The organism is Actinopolymorpha pittospori (assembly GCF_014873875.1).
In the GTDB taxonomy this organism is placed as follows: Bacteria; Actinomycetota; Actinomycetes; order Propionibacteriales; family Actinopolymorphaceae; genus Actinopolymorpha; species Actinopolymorpha pittospori.
In genome coordinates this window covers 745,976-769,787 of sequence record NZ_JADBEM010000001.1, presented here as the reverse complement: position 1 = coordinate 769,787, position 23,812 = coordinate 745,976, and the positions used below count along the sequence as shown (strand labels likewise).

Here is a 23,812-nt window from a genome sequence, read left to right as displayed (position 1 = left end):
ACGCCGGCGAGCGAGCGACTAGGAGGGCCATGAGCACGAGCACCGACATCGACCACTTCGGTCTGGACACCACCGCGATCGTCCGGGACATCTGGGACGCCGCCTCGAACGGCGATCACAAGTCCAGCCCCCTGGATGCCGCCGGCGTACAAGGGCAGGCTTGGACCGTCCTCCTCAGTCGCCTGCTTCCGTCCGCGCAGCCCTTGAGCATTCTCGACGTGGGGTGTGGGTCCGGCTTCCTGGCCTTCACACTGGCCGCGCTCGGCCACACGGTGACCGGACTCGACGTGAGCCCGGGCATGCTGCGGGTCTGCCGGGCCGAGGCTGAGCGGGCCAGAGTCGACGATCTCCAGCTGGTCGAGGGTGCGGCCGAGCATCCGCCGGCCGACCTTGGGCCGTTCGACGTGGTGATTTCCCGCGATCTCCTGTGGACACTGCCCCGCCCGGAGAACGCCCTCAACGCCTGGTTCGACCTCGTCCGACCCGGTGGCAAAATTCTCGGCATCGACGCGCTGCGGTCCGAGGAACTTGTCCGTGCCACCACCGGCCAGCGGTACCCAGCAGAAGTCCTCGATGCCCTGCCATTGCTGCACGCCCGCGACCTCGATCCCATCGAGAATCTCTGGCGGCGGTCCGGCCTGGATGAGGTCATGGTCGAGGAACTGTGCTGGATCGATGCGGTTGTTCATTCGGAGGCCCCGGTCCACCTGCGCCCGATGACCAGGCGCCTGGGTTACTACCTGGTCGAGGGCATCCGTCCTGCGCGATGAGAGATTCCCATCCCGGCGCTACTGGTGAAGGAGTGTCGATGAACACCTGCCCACCCGCCACGGCCCAACTTCAGGCCGACATCGCAGAGTCCATGCAGCGGTACTGGGACGCGACTGCGGAGAGCTATGCGAGCCATGACCACTTCAACTCCAACGATCCCCAGCGGCGAGCGTGGTCGCTGCTCCTCGCGCGGATGTTCCCCAGCGCCGAACCGAAGACGATCCTCGACGTTGGTTGCGGCTCCGGATTCGTTGCTCTCTCGCTCGCCGAGCTGGGACACCAGGTCGTCGGGCTGGACATCTCCCCGGAGATGCTGAGGGTTTGTCGTGCCGCAGCCGATGCCCGCGAGCTGACCAATCTCACCCTCGTCTGCGGCGAAGCGGAGCACCCGCCACCGGATGTCGGGCCTGTCGACGCCGTCATATCCCGCCACGTGCTGTGGACGCTGCCGTGGCCGGAGCAGGCCGTGAGGGCTTGGACCGCCCTCACTAGGCCCGGGGGTCGCGTCGTGGCGATCGACAGCCTGTGGTCCCCGCAATTGATCAGTGACATGGACGACGGGGATTATCCGGTCGAGGTCACACGCTTTCTCCCCCTGCTGCACGCCCGCGATCTGAACCCGGCCCGCAACGTGTGGCGGCGGGCTGGCCTCGGCACCGTCATGGCCGAACGACTGGCTTGGATCGACGAGGTACTTCACACGCGGTCCCCATCCGACGCGGCGATGATGTACCGAGATCTCTCCTTCTATTTCGTCGAGGGCACCCGGCTCGCCCCATCCGGGCCCGACCTTCATCGAGGGTGATCGAATGCGTACCTACGAGGTTTCCTTCGCGCACCGGGCGAGCCTGCTCGACGACGGCGACCTGGCGGCAGTCGCCGAGCTCATCCGGTCCAACGATCCGCTTTCTGGGGGGCGGCGCCGGGACGCTTTCGAGGCCGCGTTCGCCGCGTACACCGGCACCCGGCACGCCCTGTCGGTCACGAGCGGGACGGTGGCACTGGAGATCGCGATCCGTCTGCTCGGGCTGGAACCGGGCGATGAGGTCATCGTCACGCCCCAGACCTACCACGCGACTATCCAGGCACTTCTGGAGCAGCGTGTTCGGGTCGTCTTCTGCGATGTGGATCCCAGGTCGATCAACATGGACCCCGCCGCGCTGGCGTCCCTGATCGGTCCCCGGACCCGGGCCGTCGTGCTGGTGCACTACGGCGGGTTGCCCGCGGAGATGGACACGATCACGACACTCGCCCGGGCGCACGGAGCAGTCGTGATCGAGGACTGCGCGCACGCTCTGGGTGCCTCCTACCGGGGTCGGATGCCGGGCAGCCTCGGCGACATCGGATGTTTCAGCTTCTTCGCCACCAAGAACATCACCACGCTCGGCCAAGGTGGAATGCTGACCTTCGACCGCGACGACTGGGCTGAACGGGTTCGGCAGGTGCGGGCCAACGAGATCGACGGGCGCTTCGTTCCGCTGGACATGGCCGGGGAGCCCGCGCCGGCCTCCCTACCGTGGATGAAGTTCCACGGCGGCGCGTACCAGCGTGCCTGTGTCGATGTGATCCGGACCGGTACGAACGCCAACATGCCCGAGGCGGCCGCCGTGGTCGGCCTCAGTCAGCTCGCCAAGCTGGGGAGCCTCATCGACCGGCGCCGGCAGATCGCCGCCCGACTCGACTCGGTCGTGGACGGCTTCCCCGAGGTGCGCCCACACCGCCCGCCACCGGACGTCGAGCACGCCTACCATCTGTACACGTTCTTCGCGGACGCAGGCAATGACGCGCGCGACCAGATCGTCCGCGAACTGGACAGCCGGGGCGTGGAGGTCCAACTCCGCTACTTCCCGCTGCATCTGCGCCCGGAGTGGCGGCGTCAGGGCCACGGTCCCGGTGAGTGTCCGGTGGCCGAGGACAGTTGGTTCTCCCGCCACGTGAACCTGCCGTGCCATCCGGGACTGTCCGACGATCAGGTCGACTTCCTCGCTCACGCCCTGAAGGACTCACTGGCCGCGGTCCTCGCCGACGCCGACGCGCGGCACGAGGCGATAGAGGACAAGCTGAGGCAGGTCGATGGCTGACTTCGACGCGGACGTCGGTGTGGTTGGCCTCGGGGCGTGGGGCTCGGCAACGCTGTGGCGACTGGCCCACCGGGGCGTCGACGTTCTCGGCTTCGAAAGGTTCGAGCCGGGACACGCGTTCGGCTCCTCCCACGGCGGAAGTCGGATGTTCCGCCTCAGTTGCTACGAGCACCGGGGTCTCGTGGCGCTGGCGAAGCTCTCCTTGGACCTGTGGCGAGCGCTGGAGACAGCGGCTGGGGTGCCGCTGCTCGATCTTTGTGGTGGGCTGCTGATCGGCGCGCCGGAGGGCCGCATGATCAGGGAAACCCTCGCCAACGCACGCGACTTCGACCTCGACGTGGAACGCCTGGACGCCACGGAACTGAAGCGGCGTTTCCCGCAGCACGAGGGTGTGGCAGCCGGACACGTGGGGGTGTGGGAACCCTCGGCGGGGCTGCTGCGTCCGGAAGCGGCGGTTCGCGCTGCGGTCGCGGTGAGCACGCGGCTCGGCGCCCGGGTGTGCCGGGACACCCGGGTCGTGCGGATCGAACCGGTGTCCGGGGGTGTCGTCCTGCATACGCCCACCCGGACCTTCCGGGTCCGGCGAACGGTCCTCGCCGTCGGTCCGTGGTGTTCCACGTTCGTTCCCCGGCTTCCGCTGAGGATCATCCGCAAGCCCATCACGTGGTTCGCTCCCGAGGGCACGCCCGGCGAGTTCTCCGTGGACCGGTTCCCGATGTTCAAGCGGGAGTGCGGGGAGGGGCGGGTGCTGTGGGGGTGCGGTGCCTACGACGGCGGGGACGTGAAGCTCGGCCTGGAGGCCAAGGGCCGGGTGCCGCCCGAGATCGATCCTGAGATCCTCGACCGTTCCACCTCCGCGGCGGACTGGGAGGAGCTCGGCCGGGTCGTCTCCCAGGCCGTGCCCGGGGTCCGTCCGGTGCCGACCCGGGTGTCGGTGTGTATGGGGACCCACACCCCGGACAACCAGTTCGCGCTCGGACCGGTCGGTGGCGACCGGCGGTTGATCGTGGCTACCGGCGAGAGTTCCCAGGGTTTCAAGCACGCCACGGGGATCGGCGAGTTCCTGGCGCAGACCGCCGTCGGGGAGGCGCCGAGCCTCGCGCTGCCGTTCACCGATCCTGATCGCTTCCTGACCGAGCAGAAGATATGACAACGAGAGGAATCACGTGACCTCGAGACTGCGGCATCACCGGCAGCGTCCCCAGGTCCGGGGCGAGCGCGCACCGTGGCCGGGACACCGGGCCCGTGCAGGGCTCTTAGCGGCGGTCCTCACCTGTGCGGCGCTCCTGACGGCGTGTGGAGCAGGCAACGATTCGGCGAACCCGTCCGCCAAGGCCGACTCGGTCTCGGGCTTCCCCGTCACGGTCACAAGCTGCGGGCGGACGGTGACCTTCAAGGCGCCTCCACAGCGCGTGGTGATCCTCTCGCCCATGATCGCGCGGGATTTGGTCGCCCTCGGAGTCGCAGACCGGGTCGTCGGCCAGTCCGGAACCGACTACTTCTCCCCGCCCCCGCAGACCGCCAAGGCGCCGGTGCTCAGCAAGGAGAATCTGACCAGCACCGAGAGCATCCTCGGGGCTAGCCCCGACCTGGTCATCAGTGACCTCGCCTACCGTCTCGACCCGGCCCAGAAGGGCGCCTCGCTCGATCAACTGAAGCAGGCCGGGATTCAGTCCTACGTCGCCGCGGCCGGGTGCACGGCCAACTACACCGAGGGTCGGTTCACTGATGTCTTCACCGACCTGGAGAACCTCGGGAAGATCTTCGGGGTGCATGCCAAGGCCAAGGAGCTGACGGACAAGCTGAAGGCGGAGGTCGCCGACGTCGAGCGGCGGGTCGCCGGTCAGCCGGAGGTGTCCGTGTTCGAGGGCACGATGTACGGCGATCAGTTCTACCCCGTGGTCGGGATCGGCCTGGAGGCGCTCGACATGGCCGGGGGTAAATCGATGTTCCCTGTGGTGAAGGACCCGAACGCCAACATCAGCAAGGAGGAGATCACGGCCCGCGATCCACAGGCATTCATCTTCCAGAGCTCCTACCCCAGAACTGTCGACCAGCAGAAGGAGGCAGCGAACATCAAGGCCACCTTCCCCACCACCGCGGCCGTGCGTAACAACCGGATCTACTCCATCGGGTACTTCTCCTCCACCCTCCCGGGCAGCGCCATCGAGACGGTGGCCTCCCTGCGCCAGGTGGCCCAGTTCCTGCACCCCACCGTGTTCCAGTGAGATCCCGGATGAGGATGACCCCGGCGCGCATGGACCGGGCCCGGGACGCCGGACCGGAGCCTGAGGGGCGAGCGACGATTCAGGTCCGACCGCGGCCACGGGCCGGATCGATGGTTGTGGTGGTGTCGGCCCTGTCGATCGTGCTGGTCCTCGCCATCGCGGTGGCGACGGCTTACGGCACGGTCACGATCGAAGTCTCGACTGTGGCGCGGGTGATCGGCCACCAGATATTCGGCTCGGTGGTGACACCCGACTTCACCCCGATCGACGAGCAGATCATCTGGCGGCTTCGGCTGCCCGAGGTGCTGCTCGCGGCAGTGATCGGTGCCGGTCTGTCGGTGGTCGGGGCGACGTTGCAGGCGGTCGTCAGGAACCCGTTGGCCGACCCTTACCTGCTCGGGGTCTCCTCCGGTGCCGGGTTCATGGCGGCCATGGTGATCACACTCGGCTCCGCGACGGTCGCCGGCCTGTCCGCGTCAGGGGCGGCATTCGTGGGGGCGTTGCTGTCGACCGTTTTGGTCCTCGCCATCGCAGCGGGGCCGGGCGGCCGGTTCGCTCCCGTGCGTGTGGTCCTCGCCGGGGTCACGCTGAGCTTCTTCTTCCTGGGACTAACCAACTACCTGATCTTCCACAGCAGCGACCCCAACGCTGCCACGGCGGTGCTGTTCTGGCTGCTCGGTTCGCTCACCGGCGCGAGCTGGCCGACCCTCTGGCTGCCTGCCGTCGTGGTGGCCCTCGGGACCGTCTATCTCCAAGCTCAGGGCCGGTCGCTCAACGCTGTGGTGGTCGGCGAGGAGACGGCGCTGTCGGCCGGGATCGATGTGCGGGCCTTCCGGCTCCGCATGCTGGTCGTGACGTCCTTGATCACGGGGGTGATGGTCGCCGCCGCGGGCGGCATCGCATTCGTGGGCCTGGTCGTCCCGCATGTCGTGCGCCTCCTGGTCGGCCCCGATCATCGCCGGGGCCTGCCCGTGTCGGCGCTGGCCGGGGCCATCTTCGTGGTGCTGGTGGACCTGATGTGCCGGGTGGCGGTGAGCCCGAACGTGCTTCCCCTGGGCATCGTCACGTCTCTGGTGGGTGCGCCCTTCTTCCTTTGGCTGCTGCGCCGATCCCGCACCGGCGCGATGGCCGGGTGATCGTCGAGGACGAAGCGTGCCCGCTTCCGTGTCTGGAACAAGCCGAGGAAGGCGAGTGATTGCGTTGTTGAGCTCCCGAGACAATGAGCGGTTGTGCCGCATCGGTGCGGGCAGCGACATGGGTCGAGTGATGCGTCGTTACTGGCTGCCCGTGGAGCTCGGCTCAAACCTGGTGGCCGGCGGCGCACCCCACAGCGTCAAGCTGCTGGGGGAAGATCTGGTGGTCTTGCGGGACCCCGCCGGCCGGGTCGCAGTGATGGACGAGTACTGCCCGCATCGAGGGGCCTCCCTCGCACTGGCCCGCAATGAGAACTGCGGTCTGCGTTGCATCTACCACGGTTGGCTCATCGACCACCGGGGGCGGATCGTCGATATTCCGAACGAGCCCAAGCCGGACAGGCTGCGGGAAAAAGTCCGCCACACGGCGTACCGGGCGGAGGAACTGGGCGGCGTCGTGTGGGCCTACCTGGGTCCCACCGAACTGGAGCCACCGTTGCCCCGATTCGAGTGGACGGGTATGCCCGCCGACCATGTGGCGATCATGAGACTGCGCGTCGACTGCAACTGGGTACAGGTTCTGGAAGGGCTGGTCGACTCATCGCACGTGGGCTTTCTCCACAGCGACCACGTGCGACCGGTCACCCGGACCGCTGCACCCGAAGGCGGCACCCAGGTCGACTGGGAAGACGGGGGGCGCATCCAGCGCCCGTCTGAGGATCATCGCCCCCGCATGGAGGTGGAGGACACCGCCTACGGTTTCCGCAGCGCAGCGATTCGCCGCCCGGTGCAGGACCCCGACCACAAGAAGTACGTGCGGACCACACTCTTTGTCGCGCCGGTCTACACGGTGCTGCCCGCGATACCGGGATGGGGAACGATGCAGTTTCCGGTTCCGCTCGACGACGAACACACCATGTTCTACAACATCCAGTACTGCTACGAGCAGGCTGTCGAGGAGGAGTTCCTGCGGGCGAAGGCCGGCTGCCCGCCCGAGGACGCCGCAGACGACCCGCACCTGGTGCGGCAACGAGACAACCGGTGGCAGCAGGATCGGATGGCAATGCAGTCAGGCGCCAGCTGGTCGGGCATTGACGGGATCATGCTCGAGGACCTCGCCGTCCAGGAGAGCATGGGGCCGATCTATGACCGCAGCCGGGAACACCTCGGAGCGACCGACCGGGCGGTAACGCACATGCGGCGAGTGCTGCTACGGGCGGCGGACACCGTCGAGCGAGGTGAAGCGCCGATCGGGGTGAGTCGCGACGTGGCCCACGAACGGCTCCGCGCCGACGACCGTGTCATCGACATCGAGCAGCCCTGGCAGAGCGTCGGCGACTTCTCCGCGACCCGTGCCGGTTGAACCGACCGGAGTCGGGCCCACCGGAACCGCATTGCCGGCGCCTGATCCAGCCCGAAGGAGGACGATGGGACACGATTGGACCCCCTACCCGCAATCCACGGCCGCGGACTATCGCCGACAAGGCCACTGGCATGGCAAGACATTGGGAGAGAGGTTCCGTGAGTGCGCGCGACGGTATCCCGACGACCCGGCTGTCGTCGCAGGCGATGCCAGGCTGACCTACGCCGAGCTGGACAACCGATGCGATCGGCTCGCCAACGGCCTGGCCGCGCTGGGCGTCCAGCCCCGTGACCGGGTTGCCGTCCAGCTCCCCAACCTCGTCGAATTCGTCGAGGTGCTGTTCGCGCTGATGCGTGTCGGCGCAACGCCCGTACTCGTCATGCCGTCCTACCGGCGACAGGAACTCCGCGCGCTGATGGAGATCGCGGAGCCGACGGCCTACGTCATCCCCGACTGCTACGGCGGCTTCGACTTCCGGTCGCAGGCGAGGGAGCTGTGCGAGGACATCGGGACAGTGCGGCATGTGGTGGTCGCCGGGGAGCCGGAGGAGTTCACCCCGGTGGAGGGGCTTTACCACGGGCCCGAACCACTTCCGGACGTCGATGCCGACGACCTCGCACTGTGCGTGATGTCGGGCGGGACGACGGGCGGGCCGAAGCTGGTGCCACGTACCCACGAGAACTACGCCTACCTGCCCAATGCGTGTGCCGCGGCGGGTCTCGACCGTAGCGACGTCTATCTCGCGGCCCTGCCGCTGGCACACAACTTCCCGCTCGCCTGCCCGGGCCTGCTGGGCACACTCACGTCCGGGGGGACGGCTGTCATGTCGCCGACGTCGAGCCCGGACGACGCGTTCCCGCTCATCGAGGGTGAGCGCGTCACGTGGACCACGCTCGTGCCCTCCGTCGTGGATTTCTGGACCGAGGCCAGACAGTGGCACCGCAGCGACGTGTCGAGTCTCCGGCTCGTCCAGGTCGGGGGCGCGCTGTTACGGCCGGAGAGCGCGCGGCGCGCCACGCAGGGTCTGGGCTGCGGCCTCCAGCAGGTGTACGGCATGGCCGAGGGCCTGCTGACGATGACTGCGCTCGACGAGCCAGACGATCTGGTCCTGACCACCCAGGGGCGGCCACCGTGTCCGGCCGATGAGGTCCGGCTCGTGGATCCCGACGGGGTCGACGTCGAGGCCGGCGCCGTGGGAGAGCTGTGGACGCGGGGACCCTACACCGTGCGGGGCTACTTCCGTGCGCCCCGGGACAGCGCCGAGTCGTTCACTCCGGACGGCCTGTACCGCACCGGCGACCTGGCCCGACGGCTCCCCTCGGGTCACCTGGTGATCAAGGGCCGGCTGAAGGACGTGATCAACCGGGGCGGCGACAAGATCGCGTGTGAGGAGCTGGAGGGCCACCTGCTCGCGCACCCCGCGATCAGTGCCGCCGCTGCGGTGCCCGTCGCAGATCCCGGGCTGGGTGAACGTGTCTGCGTGTTCCTCGTCTGCGAGCAGCGGCAGTCCCTACGGGAGGTCCGGGCCTTCCTTCAGGCGCGGGGGGTGGCGAGCTTCAAGTTTCCGGACCGGCTGGAGTACGTGGATCGCCTCCCCCTGACCAAGATCGGGAAGATCGATCGGAAGGTGCTGGTGGCGCGCCTTGCCGGCTCGGCGTCAGGTTCATGACCATGCCTTAGGACAGCCCAAAGCTGGTCGTGAGCTGCCGCGGAAGCTGGGCATCGGGGGCCTTGAGGAAGAAGTGGCCGCCGGACAGGGCCACGGGTGGATGGAACCGGGTCGCATGCCGGCGCCACCCGTCGAGTCGATCGGGGGAGACCTCATGGTCGCGATCGCCGTGACAGACGAGGAGTTCGGCCACCACCGTTGCGGTGGGCGTGTAGGTCTCGAGCAACCGGTAGTCCTCCCGGACGGCCGGCAGGAACATCGACCGCACGTCGTCGAGCTGCCACAGCGGCGCGGAGTCCGGGTCCTGGCGGACCATGTCGGCGACAAGGTCCGCGTCGTCCGCGAGGTGCAGCGCGGTCGTCGGGCGGTCCTCGGGTGGGTTCTGTCCGCAGACCGCCACCCGCACGGCGGTGGTTCCGGCGCGGGTGAGCGCGGCCGCGACCTCATAGGCGACATAGGCGCCCATCGAGTGGCCGACCAGCACCGGCGACGCGATTCCGGCGTGGCTGATCGCATCGGCGGCGCTGCGGGCCAGGCCGAGGAGGTCGTCGCCGTAGGGGTTGTCGGCGTACGACTCGTCGAGGCGGGTGTCCCGCCCGGGATAGGTGACGCCAACGAGGGTGGTCGTGGGCAGGACCGTCCTCCAGTGCTGGAAGAAGCGCGGGCTGCCGCCCGCGTGCGGAAAGACGACCACGGTGGGCGAGCCGGGCACTCCTTGGTTCAGGGCGGTGAGCATGACACCAATTGTCGCGGTGGTGCGTCCGCAGGGGTGGCGGTCGGTAGCAAAAACTGTAATGGTTGTCATTTCAGTTTGGCTTTTCCGGTGACGCGTCGGACGCCCGTCGGGCGCGCTCTTATGGCGACAGATTGGAAGTGATGTGGGCACTGACTTTCGGCCGAGCGGCACGCACCACTGGCACTCGGCAACCTACGTATCCGAATGGATCGAGGGCGACGCGACCCGCGACGACGACCGACGGCCGGTGCTGCGTCGCCTGGCTGGGCTGATCCCGGCGGCGCCGGACCGACCGTTACACGTCCTCGACGTCGGGGGTGGCTACGGCGCCGTCAGCGCGGAAGTCCTCGAGCGGTGGCCAGCGGCACACGTCACCCTGCATGACTACTCCGAGGCCATGGTCAGCGCGGCCACGGAACGCCTCGGCCGCTACGGATCGCGCGTCACCTACCGGCTCGCGGACATGAACGAGCGCGACTGGGCGGATCGTCTCGGCGGCCCCTTCGACGCCGTCGTGTCGGCTATGGCCATCCACAACGTGGAAGAGCCTGAGCTGATCGAGCGTGTCTACGGTGACATCTTCGGTCTGCTTCGCCCCGGCGGTGCCCTGTTGACCATGGATCTCCTTTTCCCCGCCAGCCAGGGCCTGGCAGAGCTGTACCGCCGCGACCCCACACGGCGCCACAACTGGGACGTCCGGGTTAACCCGGCGGATGCCGAATCGCACCTGCGTTGGCTTCGTCGAGCCGGTTTCAGCGAGGTGGACTGCGTGTGGAAGGACCTGGAGCTGGGCCTGCTGTGGGCCTTGCGCGCGGCTTGAGCACCAGACACAGCCTGACCGCGAGACGACGACGCCTGCAGGCCTGATACCGAGAGGGGCGAGCACATGCATCCGACAACCAGCGAACTCGACTCGCACGACGTGCGCCACACGGTCGCATCCGTTCTGGAGCTCCCGGTCGAGGGCATCGGCGAGGACCTGAACCTCATCGAGCTCGGCATGGACTCGATGACGATGATGCGTCTGGCCGGCCAGTGGCAGCAGGCCGGCGTGACGGTGCGCTTCGCCGACCTCATCGCGCGACCGACACTGGCCGCCTGGCGGGAGCTCGTCGCGCGGCGGCACGCAGGGGTCGAGGACGCGGCTCGCGACGATCGCGCCGGCGAGGCTGAGGAGTTCGCGCCGTTCGAGCTGACAACCATGCAGCACGCCTACCGGGTGGGTCGTGCGCCCGGTCAGCGACTCGGAGGGGTCGCGGCTCACTTCTACTTCGAGTTCGACGGCGCTCATGTCGACCCGCACCGGTTGGAGGCCGCGGTGCGCGCGTTGATCGCGCGACACGGCATGCTGCGGGTACAGATCAGCGACGGCTACCAGCAGGTTCTCCCGAACGCGGGGTGGCTGGGGCTGCCCGTCCAGGATCTGCGGGCCATGTCCACCGACCAGGCCGAGCACGCCCTGGCGGCGCTGCGGCGCCGGATGTCCACCCAGGAGATGGAGATCGGGTCCGGCCAGGTGCTGGATGTCCGGCTCTCGCTGCTGCCGGAGGCGATCCGCATCGGCGGCACCCGGCTGCACCTCGACCTCGACATGATCCCCGCCGACGCCCTCAGCGTGCAGACCCTCTTCAGTGACCTGGCCCGGCTGTACGAGCATCCAGATGCCCCGCTCACCACGCTCGACTACAGCTTCCCCCGCTACTGCGCGGACCACCGGGCCACCCGTCCCGTGGAACGGGTCGAGGCCGACCGGGACTACTGGCGGGCGCGTCTGGCCGACCTGCCCGCGGCACCTCAACTTCCGGTACGCACCGACCGTGAGGCGGCCCCGGCGACGCAGGTCGTGCGCCGCAGCCACTGGCTGGCGCCGGAGACCGTACGCCAGTTGCGGCAGCTGTCCCGTAACCACGGGTTGACCCCGTCGATGACGCTGGCGGCGGCGTTCGCTGAGACCCTCACGGCGTGGAGCGCCGAGCCCGACTTCCTGCTCAACCTGCCGCTGTTCGACCGCGAACCCCTGCATCCCCGGGTCGACGCCGTGGTGGGCGACTTCACCTCATCGGTGCTGGTGAGCTGGGCCGGGTCGACCCCCGGGTCGTTCGCCGAGCGGGCCCGCCGGTTGCAGGACCAGTTCCACGCGGATGTGGCGCACAGCCGCTACTCGGGGGTGGAGGTGCTGCGCGACGCATCGCGGCTGCTCGGCGAGACCGTGCTCGCGCCCGTCGTCTACACCAGCGCCCTCGGCTTCGGCGACCTGTTCGCCCCGCAGGCCCGTGGATGCTTCGGCGAGCCGGCCTGGATCGTCTCGCAAGGCCCCCAGATCTGGCTGGACGTGCAGGTCAGCGAGTTCGACCAAGGAATCCTGGTCAACTGGGACGCCCGTGAGGGGGTCTTCGCCGCGGGTGTGCTGGACGCGCTCTTCGAGGCGTACCGCGCGGTGGTGGCGTGGCTGGGGGAGGGGGAGTGGGGACGCCCGGTGCCGGACCTGCTGCCAGACGCCCAGCGACGTGTCCGGGCAGCGGTCAACTCCACCGCCCGGGAGTTCCCGGACGTGAGGTTGCACGAGGAGTTCTTCCGACGCGCTGCCGAGGCTCCGGACCGGGTGGCGCTGCGGTGGGAGGAGGACGGGTCACTGGGCTACGGGGAAATGGCCGACCGGGCGTTACGGGTGGCGGGTGCACTCGCGAGCCGCAGGGTCGAGCCTGGCGAGCCGGTCGTGGTGAGCCTGCCAAGAGGCCCGGACCAGATTGTTGCCGTGCTGGGAGTACTGGCGGCGGGTGCTGCCTATCTCCCGATCGGGCCGGAGCAGCCCGCGGCGCGACGCGAGCGAATGGAGCGCCTGGCCGGCGCCCGTCTGGTGATCACCGACGAGGCCGGCGCGATCGGGCGCCCTGCGGCCGAAGTGGTCCTGATCGGCGCGGCCACCACCGCGGCGCCCCTGCCCTGCCCGGCCGCGGTCGACGCCGAGGGCCTCGCCTACGTGATCTTCACATCCGGCTCCACCGGGGAGCCCAAGGGTGTCGAGATCACTCACCGGTCGGCGTGGAACACCATTGCCGACATCAACCGCCGGTTCGCTGTGAGTGACAGCGACCGGGTGCTCGCGGTCTCCGCGCTGGAGTTCGACCTCTCGGTGTACGACGTGTTCGGCCCCCTGTCGGTGGGCGGAGCTGTGGTGCTGGTCACCGACGCGGCACGTAGGGACGCCCGGCGGTGGGTGGACCTCGCGCAGCGGCACGGCGTCACCGTGTGGAACTCGGTGCCGGTGCTGTTGGAGATGCTCCTGACCGTGATCGAAGGCGACGCCTCCGCCCGGCTGCCGCTGCGTCTGGTGCTGGTCTCCGGCGACTGGGTCGGACTCGACCTGCCGGGGCGGGTTGCCGCGGCGCGGCCGCAGTGCCGGTTCGTCGCCCTCGGCGGAGCGACGGAGGCCGCGATCTGGTCGAACTTCACCGAAGTCGCGCGGGTCGATCCGCTTTGGTCCTCGGTCCCCTATGGCCGGCCGCTGGCCAACCAGCGATTCCGGGTAGTGGACACCGCGGGCAGGGACTGCCCGGACTGGGTGCCGGGCGAACTGTGGATCGGCGGCACCGGAGTCGCCCGCGGCTACCGTGGCGCCCCGCAGCAGACCGACCGGCAGTTCATCAGCACCGAGGCTGGCCGCTGGTACCGCACGGGAGACCTCGGGCGCTACCGACCCGAGGGGGTTCTGGAGTTCCTGGGCCGTACCGATCAACAGGTCAAGATCGCAGGCCACCGTATCGAGCTAGGCGAGATCGAAGCCGTGCTCCAGAGCCACCCCGGCGTCGGCCGCGCCGTCGCCGCCGTGACCGACCACCGCCAGCTTGTCGTGACCGTCGTCGAAACGGGCACCGCCGGCGCCGCGCAGGAGTCGCATTCGGCGCAGATAGCTGCCTGCACAGTGGATGCCGCTGCGGTGGAGGTCTCCATGGTGGATGATGCCGCCGCCGCGAGCAGCACGCCCCCCGCCGGGTCGATCGAGGCCGAGGAGGTGGACGCCCTCCTGGTGCGGATCCTGGGTCTGGAGACGCTCACCGGCGGCCGGCGCGAGACCGTCACCGAACTCACCAACCGGCTCGGAGTCGCCGAGCAGCACCGGCCAGTCCTCCGACTCTGGCTGCGGTGGCTGCGGTCGCGCGCGGTACTGTCCGGCGACGGCGGGACACTGGGCGCCGGTCCCCGGCTCGACCCGGCGCTACGGCTGGCCACCCGGCCCGGCGCCGAGGGCGACGCCGGGTTCGTGGCCCGGGTCCGCGACCGCGTGCTGCACCGGCGCGAGGACTACCGCCGCGTCCTAGCCGGAGACCTCGACCCCGCGGTGCTCCTTGACGACGACCTGCTGGCCCCCTCCGCGCTCGCCGACCACGACCCGAGCGGCCACACCGCGCTGGCCGAGGTGGCACGCGAGATCGCGGCCCGCTCGGCCGCCGAGAAGCGGCCGATAGAGGTCGTCGAGATCGGCGGCCGCGCCGGGCACGCCGCCGAGCGGATCCTGTCCTCGCTCACTCCGGAGCAGGTGCGCTACACCCTGCTCGACCAGTCACCGGCCATGGTCGCCGACGCCCGACGCCGACTGGCCACCCACCCGCACGCGACGAAGTGCCGTGCGACGCCGAACCCCTGGGCGCCCGGAGACCTCCGCCACCGCTTCGACGTGGTAGTCGCCGTCAACGCGCTGCACCGCTATCCGGAACCGACGCAGGGTCTGATGCTGGCGCGGTTGCTGGCGCGCCGCGGGGGCCGACTGCTGGCCGTCGAGCAGGGGGAGTTCCCCCCGCTCGCGCTGCTCACCGCGGCGTTGCTTGAGTACGGCTACCGCGACCTCGACGGCGAGCGACGCGCCGCGGGATCACCGACGCTGTCGGCGCGGGAATGGGGCACCGTGTGCGGGCGCGCCGGTTGGCGCGGGATCACCCACCATAGGGTCGGCGCGTCCTCGACCGTTCTGCTCAGCGGCGCGCGGCCGGAGACGGCACCCGACATCGACCCGGCGGCGCTGCTGGACCACGCCGCGTCGGCGCTCCCGCAGCACATGGTGCCGGACCGGATCGAGGTCGTCGCGTGGTTGCCGCTCGGCCGCAACGGCAAGGTGGACCGGGCAGCTCTCACCCGATCGCTGGCCACCGACCGGAGCCCGGAGCTGGCGGAGCCGCCGCAGGGGCCCCTGGAAGAGGCGGTCGCCGCCGTCTGGACTGACCTGCTGAGCCACGTGAGGGTGGGGCGGAACCAGAACTTCTTCGCCATCGGCGGAGACAGCCTGCTGGCCACCCGACTCCTGGAGAGGCTCCGGCACCGGTTCGGCGGAACCCTGTCCCTGCGGGACTTCTTCGCCGAGCCGACGGTGAGCGCGGTCGCCCGGCAGATCGCCGGCGATGACGCCGACATCGACGAGGGCGCCCTGTGATCGGCCTCCTCGGGGCGTCCGGGGCCGTCGGTGCGCACGCCGCTCGGCTGCTGTCCCGCCACGGTGGGACCGACCTGCGTCTGGGAGGCCGCCGGCCCGAGGCCGTGGAACCGATCGCCGCCGAGCTGCCGGGCGGTGTCGAGGTGGTGGGGGTCGACGCCGCGGAGGAGGCGCCTCTGGCCGCGTTCGCCCGCGGCTGTGCCGTCGTTGTCAACTGCGCCGGACCCTCACAGCACCTGGCCGAGGCGGCGGCGCTGACCGCGTGGAGGGCCGGCGCGGACTACGTCGACGCCGGCGGCGACGCCACCACCGCCGAGCGCGTCGCCCGCGGCGGCGCGGCGGGCCCCGATCGGCGGGCCGTCTTCGCCGCCGGGGCGTGGCCGGGGTTGTCCGGGCTCTTCCCGCGATGGCTCGCCGCACAGGAGTTCGCCACGGTCCACACCCTGACCGCCTACATCGGGGTACGGGACAGGTTCACCGCCACCGCGGCGGCGGACTACCTGGACGGCGCGTTCGGCGGTGGCAGTGAACCCCTTGCCGCGTGGCGGCAGGGCCCGCGCTCGCGGGTGCTCAACCGAGTGATCGAGGAGGCGCTGCCGTTCTTTCCCGAGGACGTGTCCGCTTTCCCCTACCTCGACCACGAAGGGATACAGGTCGCGCGGGCCCTCGCGTTGACCCACGCGGACTGGTACAGCGTCCTGCCGGGCACGTGGGGCGTGGCGCTGGACCGCGCACGCACGCGACCGCGTGCCGATGCGGTCGCCGACCTGTGCCGTGCGGCCGAACTGGACGCCGCGGGCCATCTGCCGTCCACGACCGTGCTGGCCCAGCTTGACGGCGAGGTCGACGGCGTCGCCCGGACCCGGACCGGCCTGCTGCAGGGCCCCGGCGTGTCGGAGTTGACCGGAGCGGTCACCGCGATGGCCGCATTGGCCGTTCACGACGGCGCCGTGGCACCGGGAACGGCCTGTGCCGCCACCGCGCTCGACCCCCTGGCGGCCCTGATGTGGCTGGTCGCGGCCGGCGTGTGCCGGGTCAGGGTCCTGCAGACCTCGGTGGAGGCGCTTCGCGCTGTCGAGGCGGGTGCCCTGTGAGCATGCAAGGGCGCAGCTTGCGTGTCGTCGTCTGCGGGACCACGTTCGGGCAGTTCTACCTGGCCGCCCTCCCGGCACTCCGCCCTGCCTTCGAGCTGGTCGGCATCCTCAGCCGGGGCAGCGCCCAGTCCGCGGCGTGCGCCGAACGCGCGGGTGTTCCGCTGTTCACCGATCCCGCCCAGCTCCGTGGGCGCGTCGACGTCGCCTGCGTCGTGGTCCGTTCCGGGGTGACCGGCGGCGCCGGCAGCGACCTGGCACGTGAGCTGCTCGCGCTGGGCATCCACGTGCTGCAGGAGCAGCCGGTTCACCACGACGACGTCGCCGGCTGCGTCCAGGCCGCGCGGCGGCACGGCGTCGTCTACCTGCTCGGAGACCTGTACGTGCACCTGCCACCGGTGCGCCGATTCGTGGCCGCCGCCCGAGGGTTGCTCGCCCGCCGGCCGGCCCGCCAGGTCGACGCCCGATGCGCGATCCAGGTGGCTTTTCCCCTGGTCCACATCCTCGGCGAGGCGCTGGGCACGATCCGACCCTGGGGGCTCACGGCCGCCCCCGAACCCAGCGGCCCGTCCCGGGTGCTGACCGGACACCTCGGTGACACCCCGTTGACCGCGATCGTGCATCACGAGATCGATCCCGACGACCCCGACAACCACCTTCCGCTGCTGCAGCAGATCTCCATCAGCACCGATGCCGGTCGCCTCTGCCTGACCGACACCCACGGGCCCCTGACGTGGGCCCCACGACTGCACATCCCGGACCCGGTGAAGACCGCCTTCGATTTCGACGACGAGGCGGCGTCGTTCCTCGCCGAGCCCAGCCTCGTCCAGCTCGACCCGTCGCCGCCCAGCTACCGCGAGATCCTGACGCGGTGGTGGCCCGCGGCGATCGGCGCGGATCTGCTCACCCTCCGGGACCAGATCTTCGCCGGCCGGGGCAGCCCCGCCTCCGAGCAGTACCACCTGACGCTGTGCCGACTCTGGCAGGAGGCCACCACCGAACTGGGCTACCCGGCGTTGCGCCCGGCCCAGACCCATCGACCGCTGCCCGCGACCGAACTCATCGCGGCCGCGGCGGCAGCCGCGACCGACCCGAGGTGAACGGAGCGTTCCCGTGCTCAGATGCAGCCATGTCATATGCAAGGTCGACGACGTCCGGTCCCTGGTCCGCGACTATGAGGATCTCGGATTCACCATGGAGTGGGGCTCAGCTCCCGAGCGCGCCCGCAACGCCTTCGTCCGCTTCGCCGACGGTCCGTTCCTGGAGTTCTTCGAGCTGACGGCGGCCGCCCGGCGGTGGCGCCGACCCGTCGGGCTCCTGTTCGGCGCCGCGGCGGGCGATCGGCTCGCTCGCTGGGCACAACCCGGGCAGGGCTGCCGCGACCTCGCCTTGGAGACCGAGGCCACCAGCCTCGCCGATACGCGGGCGGCACTGCGGTCCGCGGGTGTGTCCACCTCGCGGGTGATCAAGGGGAAGCGGACCCGGCCGGACGGCCAGCTCGTGCGCTACGAATTCCTCGCGACCCGCCCGGTCGGGCTGCCGCTGGTGGTGTCGGCCTACGACCCGCCGCAGCGGTCGGCCGGCATGGTGCACCGCAACGGCGCACGCGGCATCGGCCGTGTGCGCTTCGCGGTGGCCGACGCCGACCGACCGGCCATGGATCTCCTCCTCGGCAACGACCCGTACCTGAGCGTCGTCCCGGCTGCCGCCAGCGAGGTGCTCGGCGTGGAGCTGGAGGGCCTGCAGGCCGAACTCGACCCGGCCAAGCTGCACGGCGCGCTACTGAGTCCCATGACCACCTCGAAGCGGAAGGGCACCTCGTGACGAACATCACCAGCGTGGAGGAACTCATCGCCGACCTGCGCCGGACCGGGGTGCAGCTGTGGGAGGAGGCGGGCCGGATCCGGTACCGGGCGCCCAAGGGTGTGCTGACCCCGGATCACCTGGACGCGCTGCGCGCCAACAGGGAAGCCGTCATCGCGTGGCTGCGCGACGGGGACTCCACTGTGGTGCTCCGTCCCGACCGTGATGCCAGGTACGACCCTTTCCCGTTGACCGACGTGCAGGCCGCCTATCTCCTCGGGCGAGGGCAGGTCTTTCAGTACGGGGGGGTCGCGTGCCATGTCTACATGGAGATCAACTATTCCCGCCTCGATACCGGCCGGGCCGAGATCGCCTGGAACCGGCTCGTGGAGCGCCACGACATGCTGCGGGTCGTCATCGAACCCGAGGGATACCAACGGGTACTGCCCACAGTCGCTGACCTGGTGCTGCCGGAACTGGACCTGCGCGGGCTGGACGAGGTACGGGCGCAGGCGGAGCTGGCCGCGGTCCGGGACGACATGGACCACGCGATACACGACACCACAACCTGGCCCGTCTTCGCGCTGCGCCTGACCCAGACCGAGGCGCACACCGTGCTGCACCTGTCCATGGATTTCCTGGTCGCCGACTGGACCAGTATCTGGATGCTGCTGGGCGAGTTCGAGGCTCTCTACGCCGAGCCGGCGCTCGAGTTGCCCCCGCTGGAGATCACCTTCCGCGACTACGTGATCGCCGAGCGCGGACTGCGGGAGTCCAGCCGCGGCCAGCGGCACCGAGACTACTGGTGGTCACGCCTGGACGACCTGCCCGCCGCCCCCGAGCTGCCGGTGCTCGCACAGCCGCCGTCCACGGCGCGGTTCACCCGCCGGTCGCTGCGGCTGGACACCTCGGCGTGGGAGCAGTTGAAGCGACGTGGCGTCGACCACGGCCTCACGCCGTCCGTCGTCGTACTGACCGCCTATGCCGCCGTGATGCAGCGCTGGTGCGGGATGCCTCGGTTCAGCCTGAACCTGACCGTGCTCAACCGCCAGCCGCTGCACCCCCACCTCGGCCAGGTGGTCGGCGATTTCACCTCAGTCGACGTGCTGGCAATCCAGTGGGCGCACGCCGATACCTTCGCGGCCAGAGCCGCTGTCATCGGAACGCAGCTGTTCGAGGATCTCGATCATTCGCTGTGCAGCGGCATCGAGGTGATGCGCGAGCTGGCGCGTCGGCGTGGGCGCGACGCTGCCCTGATGCCGATCGTCTTCACCAGCGCGATCGGGCTCGGCGACTACGCCGAGGGTGAACGACCGACCCACCGGCCCGGAGGCGCCGGCGTCACCCAGACTCCCCAGGTGTTCATCGACTGCCAGACGATGGACGACGCCGAGGGTCTCTTCGTGAACTGGGACGTCCGTGAGGGCGTCTTCCCCGCGGGCGTCGCCGAGGACATGTTCGCCGCCTTCGAGGCGCTGTTGCGCGAGCTGGCCGGCAGCGACGCGCCCTGGGAGGCCGACGAGGTGGTCGCCCTGCCGCGCTGGCAGAGCGAGGAGCGCAGGGCGGTGAACGATACCGCGGCGCCGCTGCCGTCCATCCTGCTGCACGAAGAGATCCTCGCCCAGGCGGCTCGCGCACCGCAGCGCCCGGCAGTGATCGCCCCGCAGCGAACGGTGGGCTACGGCGAATTGGCCGCCTGGGCTGCGGGGGTGGCACAGGCCCTCCGGGCGGCGGACTGCAACGCCGGCGATCGGGTCGCGATCGTCATGGACAAGGGCGTCGAACAGGTCGCCGCCGTGCTCGGTGTCCTGATGGCCGGCGGGGCCTTCGTCCCTGTCGACGCGGTCCAGCCGCCGGTGCGGCGCCAGGCGATGATCGCTGACGCCGGCACGCGTCATGTCCTCACCCAGTCGTGGCTGTCCACCGGTACCGACTGGCCGGATGGGGCACAGGTGATCGAGGTGGACAACGTGGAACCCTCAGCGGTGGCACCGGGCCCTCGCCGCGATCCCGACGACCCGGCCTACGTGATCTACACCTCGGGCTCCACCGGCCGCCCCAAAGGCGTGGTGATCACTCATCGGGCCGCAGCCAACACCATCGGCGACATCAACCAGCGCTTCTCGATCACCGCGGCCGATCGTGTGCTCGGCGTCTCCAATCTCGGCTTCGATCTGTCGATCTACGACATCTTCGGGCCACTGTCGGTCGGCGGCGCCCTGGTCTACCCGCAGGCCGCCCGCCGAGCCGACCCGTCGCACTGGGCCGCGCTGCTCGCCGAGCACGAGGTGACGGTGTGGAACTCGGTTCCCGCCCTCATGCAGATGTTGACCAGCTACCTGCGGTCCGACCCGGCTGCCGTGCCGTCGTCGCTGCGCCTTGCGCTGCTGTCCGGGGACTGGATCCCCGTCGCGCTCCCCGAGGAGATCGCCATCGTCCCCGGCGTGCGGGTCGTCAGCCTCGGTGGCGCCACCGAGGCGGCCATCTGGTCGATCCACCACCCGATCACCGGCCGTGACCCGGCGTGGTCCAGCATCCCCTACGGCGTACCCCTGACCAACCAGGGCTTCCGCGTGCTCGACCCGGCGTATCGGGACTGCCCCGTGTGGGTCGCCGGGGATTTGGTGATCAGCGGAGCGGGTCTCGCCCAGGGCTACCTCGGGGACCCGGAGACCACCGCGGCCCGGTTCGTCACCCACCCGCGGGACGGGGAGCGCCTCTACCGCACGGGTGACCGAGGCCGCTACCGACCCGGCGGCGAGATCGAGTTCCTGGGCCGAGACGATACCCAGGTCAAGATCCGGGGCCACCGCGTCGAGCTCGGGGAGGTCGAGGCCGCCCTCAGCGAGCACCCGGCCGTGGCGGCCGCGTGCGTGGTCGTCGACGGGCAGCCCCGCGGCCCGCGCGCCCTGTTCGGCGCGGTCGAGCCCGCCCGGCGCGAGCCCGTCGCCGACCAGAACCGGGCCGGACAGATCGCGTCGCTGGTGCACTCCGCGACCGGGGCCGTCGTCGCCGGTGTCGATCGCGCGCAGGTGGAGACCTACGTCGCCTGCCTCGACGAGGCCGTCCTGTCGGCCATGGCCCTGGCCCTGCGCAGGCTCGGCTTCTTCCCCACCACGGACACCACCCACGACGGCGACGACATCGCAGCCGCAGTCGACCCGCGCCACCGCTGGTTGCTGGAACGCTGGCTCGCGGTGCTCGCCGACGCCGGCTATCTGACGGCGTCGGACGGCGGAAAGCGGTTCGCCCTCCGCATGCCCGTCGAGGAGGAAACCGTGGCCCGCAACTGGCAGGTCACCGAGGCCGCCTCCACCGGCCTGGGCCTGGCGGAGTTCCTGCGGTACGTGCGAGGCAACACCGAGGTCCTGCCCGCGCTGCTCACCGGCAAGCAGGATCCGGTCGCCCTGCTCCTGCCCGGCGGGCAGACCGACGCCGCCGACGCGTTGTACCGGGACAACCTCATGGTCCGCTACCTCAACCGGGGCTTGAGCACCGTCGTGGAGCGCGTCGCGACCGAGTCGGCCGGAGCCCTCGACCTGCGGGTGCTGGAGGTGGGCGCAGGTACCGGAGCCACCACGGAGCCCGTGCTCGAGGCGCTGGGTGGCCTCGACGTCGACTATCTGTTCACCGACGTGTCAAAGTTCTTCCTGCCCGCGGCGCGTGCGCGCTTCGGCGCCTACCCCGGGGTCCGGTTCGGCGTCGTCGACATCGACATCGACATGCGCGCACAGGGGCTGACCCCGAACTCCTTCGACGTGGTGCTCGCCGCCGGCGTGCTGGAGAATTCCCGCGATCCGGCCGCAGCCCTGCGTCGGCTCAGCGACCTGGTCACCCCCGGCGGCTGGATTGTGCTCACCGAGCCGACCCGCGAGCACCCATGGATCCTCGCCTCCCAGGCGTTCATGATGACGCCGCCGGAGGACGCCGCGCGCCTGTCCGGAGCGTCCTACCTCGACCGCGACCAGTGGCTGACCCTGCTCGCGGAGGCGGGCGCGGTGGAGACGGTGTGCCTGCCCGACGACGAGCACGTCCTTGCGCCTGCGGGGCTGCACCTGTTCGCGGCGCGCTTCAAGGCCGATCGGATGCCGTTGCGGCCCGAGGATCTGCGTCAGTTCCTGGTCGAGCGCCTGCCCGAGCCGATGATCCCGCGCACTATCCAAATCGTCGACCGGCTGCCCCTGTCGACGAACGGCAAGGTCGATCGAGGCGTGGTACAGGGCTGGCTGCCCACCTCGAACGCTGCCGAGACCGTCGACCCGGTCGACGCGCCGGCCGACGAACTCGAGGCCACCCTCGCCGCCATCTGGTCCGACGCGCTCGCCACCGGGCCGATCGGGCGAGTCGAGAACCTGTTCGAAGCAGGGGCGGATTCCCTGATCATGGCGCGGACGGCCGGGCGGCTGCGCGAGGAGATCCCGGAGGCCACCGACACTCCGTTCGACACGATGCTGCGGCACATGCTCAACTCGCCCACCATCGCCGACCTCGCCCGCTTCCTGCGCGAACAGGCCCGACCCGAGCCCGACCGCGCCGATGCGGGCACCGCGCCACGACTTGACGCCTCCATCGCGAGCCTGGTCCGGTTCCGCGACACCCGTGACGGACCGGTTCGCGTGATGTTCCACGCCGGCATGGGCACCATGGACTGCTTCCGGCCGTTGGCGGCGAGACTGACCGCCCAGGGCCTCGGCCCTGTGGTCGGGATCGTGATCGAGGATCCGGACATGTACTGCGCGCTGGAGCCGAGAAACACCATCGAGCGCCTCGCCGACCACTACACCGATCGGCTGCTCGCCGAGGGATACGAGCGTTTCCAACTGATCGGCTACTGCGTGGGTGGCCTGTACGCCACCGAGGTGGCTCGCCGGCTGCTGGAGCGCGGCATCCACGTCGATGACCTGATCCTCGTGAGCAGCCACCCGGTCCTCGTCGACGTCGAGGAAGACCTCATGCTCGAGGCGCTGTTCATACCGAATCTGGGACTCAGCATCGATCGGCTCGGGTTCGGCCATGTCAGCCCCGACGCGGCGGGGCGGGCCTTCGCCCAGGCGATCGAACGGCACGACGGCCGAGTCCCGGTGGGCGCGCTGGGTGAGGTCGGCGGCGACAACGCCCTCGACGCGGTCGCCGCGCTCTTCCGTCAACTCGGCGAGTACAGCCAAAAGGACCGGTTCACCCTGTATGCGAACGCCGCCTCGCGGCTGTCGGGCCAGTACACGCCGCCTGAGATGGTGTCGGGAATGTTCCGGGTACTGCGGCACAGCTTCCTGTCGACCCGCTTCCGTCCCGCGCCCTACACCGGCGACATCCGCTTCCTCCTTCCGCATGCCACGTCCGGGTTCGCCCCCGGCATGGAGGACGCGACGATGTCGTTCTGGCGAGAGGTCTGCCTCGGCGACCTCAACGTCCTCGACATCGACGGCGACCACTTCAGCTGCATTGAAGAACCCCTGGTCGCCGACGTCGCCGCGCACATCGCCCGGCCGCTGCACGCCACCTGACACGACGA

The 23,812-nt window shown here is 70.1% G+C and carries 15 protein-coding genes; 14 read left to right on the top strand and 1 reads right to left on the bottom strand.

The genetic code is table 11. The features are described 5' to 3' along the window. Window positions 1-29 precede the first annotated feature (29 nt). The 8 genes from HEB94_RS03470 to HEB94_RS03435 all read left to right on the top strand — a co-directional run bounded on the left by HEB94_RS03470 (window position 30) and on the right by HEB94_RS03435 (window position 9,245). A complete protein-coding gene (locus HEB94_RS03470; RefSeq protein ID WP_192748603.1) occupies window positions 30-770 on the top strand; it encodes a class I SAM-dependent methyltransferase in 741 nt (246 codons plus the stop codon). Between the two features lie 38 nt (window positions 771-808). Further along, window positions 809-1,576, top strand: a complete 768-nt coding sequence (locus HEB94_RS03465; protein ID WP_192748602.1) for a class I SAM-dependent methyltransferase — start codon at window positions 809-811, stop codon at window positions 1,574-1,576. A gap of 4 nt (window positions 1,577-1,580) precedes the next feature. Next, a complete protein-coding gene (locus tag HEB94_RS03460) occupies window positions 1,581-2,852 on the top strand; it encodes a DegT/DnrJ/EryC1/StrS family aminotransferase (RefSeq protein ID WP_192748601.1) in 1,272 nt (423 codons plus the stop codon). Then, window positions 2,845-4,002: an N-methyl-L-tryptophan oxidase gene (gene solA / locus HEB94_RS03455; protein ID WP_192748600.1), complete on the top strand. Its 1,158-nt coding sequence runs from the start codon at window positions 2,845-2,847 to the stop codon at window positions 4,000-4,002. Before HEB94_RS03460 ends, solA begins: the two co-directional genes overlap by 8 nt. Before the next feature lie 16 nt (window positions 4,003-4,018). After that, window positions 4,019-5,080 carry an ABC transporter substrate-binding protein gene (locus tag HEB94_RS03450; protein WP_337917451.1) on the top strand — a complete coding sequence of 354 codons (1,062 nt, stop codon included), beginning with the start codon at window positions 4,019-4,021 and terminating at the stop codon, window positions 5,078-5,080. Between the two features lie 122 nt (window positions 5,081-5,202). Continuing rightward, a complete protein-coding gene (locus HEB94_RS03445; RefSeq protein WP_202896090.1) occupies window positions 5,203-6,216 on the top strand; it encodes an iron chelate uptake ABC transporter family permease subunit in 1,014 nt (337 codons plus the stop codon). A 55-nt stretch (window positions 6,217-6,271) separates the two neighbouring features. Then, window positions 6,272-7,576, top strand: a complete 1,305-nt coding sequence (locus HEB94_RS03440; RefSeq protein ID WP_192748597.1) for a Rieske 2Fe-2S domain-containing protein — start codon at window positions 6,272-6,274, stop codon at window positions 7,574-7,576. Window positions 7,577-7,640: 64 nt separating this feature from the next. Next, window positions 7,641-9,245: a (2,3-dihydroxybenzoyl)adenylate synthase gene (locus HEB94_RS03435; protein ID WP_192748596.1), complete on the top strand. Its 1,605-nt coding sequence runs from the start codon at window positions 7,641-7,643 to the stop codon at window positions 9,243-9,245. Window positions 9,246-9,252: 7 nt separating this feature from the next. Here the strand turns inward: HEB94_RS03435 and HEB94_RS03430 are convergent, their stop codons facing one another. Beyond that, complete coding sequence (locus HEB94_RS03430; protein ID WP_192748595.1) at window positions 9,253-9,981, bottom strand: thioesterase II family protein; 729 nt, start codon at window positions 9,979-9,981, stop codon at window positions 9,253-9,255. Window positions 9,982-10,228: 247 nt separating this feature from the next. Between HEB94_RS03430 and HEB94_RS03425 the strand changes: the two genes are divergently transcribed. The 6 genes from HEB94_RS03425 (at window position 10,229) to HEB94_RS03400 (ending at window position 23,804) form a co-directional block, all read left to right on the top strand. After that, window positions 10,229-10,801: a methyltransferase domain-containing protein gene (locus HEB94_RS03425; RefSeq protein WP_192748594.1), complete on the top strand. Its 573-nt coding sequence runs from the start codon at window positions 10,229-10,231 to the stop codon at window positions 10,799-10,801. 66 nt (window positions 10,802-10,867) lie between these two features. Beyond that, window positions 10,868-15,406 carry a non-ribosomal peptide synthetase gene (locus tag HEB94_RS03420; protein WP_192748593.1) on the top strand — a complete coding sequence of 1,513 codons (4,539 nt, stop codon included), beginning with the start codon at window positions 10,868-10,870 and terminating at the stop codon, window positions 15,404-15,406. Then, a complete protein-coding gene (locus HEB94_RS03415) occupies window positions 15,403-16,500 on the top strand; it encodes a saccharopine dehydrogenase NADP-binding domain-containing protein (RefSeq protein ID WP_192748592.1) in 1,098 nt (365 codons plus the stop codon). Before HEB94_RS03420 ends, HEB94_RS03415 begins: the two co-directional genes overlap by 4 nt. Before the next feature lie 2 nt (window positions 16,501-16,502). After that, window positions 16,503-17,597, top strand: coding sequence for a Gfo/Idh/MocA family oxidoreductase (locus HEB94_RS03410; RefSeq protein ID WP_192748591.1), 1,095 nt, complete (start codon window positions 16,503-16,505; stop codon window positions 17,595-17,597). A 13-nt stretch (window positions 17,598-17,610) separates the two neighbouring features. Next, window positions 17,611-18,321 (top strand): VOC family protein, encoded by a 711-nt coding sequence (locus tag HEB94_RS03405; protein WP_192748590.1) that lies wholly within the window; start codon window positions 17,611-17,613, stop codon window positions 18,319-18,321. Continuing rightward, complete coding sequence (locus tag HEB94_RS03400) at window positions 18,318-23,804, top strand: non-ribosomal peptide synthetase (protein WP_192748589.1); 5,487 nt, start codon at window positions 18,318-18,320, stop codon at window positions 23,802-23,804. The genes HEB94_RS03405 and HEB94_RS03400 overlap by 4 nt, the downstream gene beginning before the upstream one ends. The last annotated feature ends 8 nt before the right edge of the window (window positions 23,805-23,812 follow it).